Source organism: Glycomyces tenuis DSM 44171 (assembly GCF_000427885.1).
In the GTDB taxonomy this organism is placed as follows: domain Bacteria; phylum Actinomycetota; class Actinomycetes; order Mycobacteriales; family Micromonosporaceae; genus Glycomyces; species Glycomyces tenuis.
Genome location: NZ_ATYW01000045.1, coordinates 1 through 1,468 on the forward strand (window position 1 = coordinate 1; position 1,468 = coordinate 1,468).

2 protein-coding genes are annotated in these 1,468 nt (G+C 62.9%); both read right to left on the reverse strand.

Going from position 1 to position 1,468, the window contains the following annotated elements; genetic code table 11:
* Positions 1 to 667 (reverse strand): hypothetical protein (locus YWW_RS32760; RefSeq protein WP_035705046.1); only part of this gene is annotated, 667 nt, incomplete at its 3' end.
* A 285-nt stretch (positions 668 to 952) separates the two neighbouring features.
* A partial coding sequence (locus tag YWW_RS32765) for a hypothetical protein (RefSeq protein ID WP_035700054.1) occupies positions 953 to 1,468 on the reverse strand: 516 nt, incomplete at its 5' end.

Below are 1,468 nucleotides of genomic sequence, written 5' to 3' on the forward strand. Positions count from 1 at the left end.
TGGTCCCGAACCTGCGCGGCCAAGCGGGAGTTGACGGTGCCGGCTCGGCATAGATGAATACCTGCTGACCTTGGATGACGGTGCCGACCGGAGCTTCGAAGTCGTTACGGAACCCGACCGCCCCCCGGGCAGAGGCAGAGGGCGGTGACTGGTTGCCGAAGAGTTCAGTGGTCCAGAAGCGGTTCCATCGGGGGTAGAGGACAGTGTTCTTGGTGCCGTTGTTCTCGGCCCGGAACCCGAATTGGGCAATGATGTGGCGACACAGCACCGCCAGATACGGGTGCGAAGCAGCGTCCGGATTGAGGCTTGGTTGGGGGTCGTTCCTGGTGATCCAAGTGTGGACGTCGCTGACCAGGTCGGCCAGGTCGGTGCCGTCGACCAAAGGCCAATCAGACTGCTTGCCCTGCAGCAGCGTCTTGCGGAACTGTCCCTGGAGGCGGTCCTCGCCGGCGAAGAGTTCGGCGGCGGTCTGCGCGACCGCGCCGGTGATGACGGCTGCGAGTTCGGTCCGTTGGTCCTTCGCAGGTCGACCTCGCTTGAGCTGGCGGTCGCGCAGAGCCCCATCGATGCCCATCGCGACGCGCGTGCCGATCCATTTGGTGATCGCTGCCTTGGCCGTGTCGTAGGCGAGGCCGCCGAGTACAGCGGCGCTGAAGGGTTCAATCACGATCGGGAGCCGCCTCCAAGACCGGGGAAGTGGAGCCTTTTCACCATACAGGGAGCCGTCAAAGGATTACTCCCCGATTTCCTCCACGGCAAGGGCGCTCGAATCCGCTGATCATGACACGGAGAGACAACAGTGAAATCGGTGAGTAATTTTCTGACAGCTCCCTGGCAACGGGCATGCGTGCATATCGCTGATGATATGTCCTTCGACGAGAGTGTCTGCTGCTCGTATCCGTTGCCCTACAACAGATACGAGCAGCAGGTTTCGGCTATTGTCGAGGGTGGCCTATATCGCGTCGACGGCCCAGCGGAGGTAGATCAGGCGGGAGTGGACTTTTTCGCGGGCTTGGTGTGGGGACGACTCATCCCACCACGGCGGCGCGGGAATCGTCGTGTTCGCGCACACCACGATCTCAACTCCCGCCAGGGCCAGCAGCTCACGGCGACCCTCCAGGTCGGCTCCCGCCCAGCGCTGCCCGTAGCTGGTGCCGGTCGGGACGTTACGCCAGTGGGCCTGTGTCTGAGGCATCGCTTCCAGACGCTTGCGTTCGTCGAGGAGGCGGGTCATAATCTGGCGGAACCGCTCGTCCTCTCCGTCCCAGACTCCAGCGGCCCTGTCGCCGCGGTGCTGGTCGATCGCGCGATTGATCTTCACCAGACGGTCGGCGACATCGTTGGCGGGCACGAACTCTTTGGCGTAGACTTCGGCGTCGTCCAATTCGCCAATGACCGAGTCAATCACGACCCGTTCGAGCTTGGGCAAGAAAATCTCCGGGACCGCGTCGCAGTTCTTGCGGTGCTG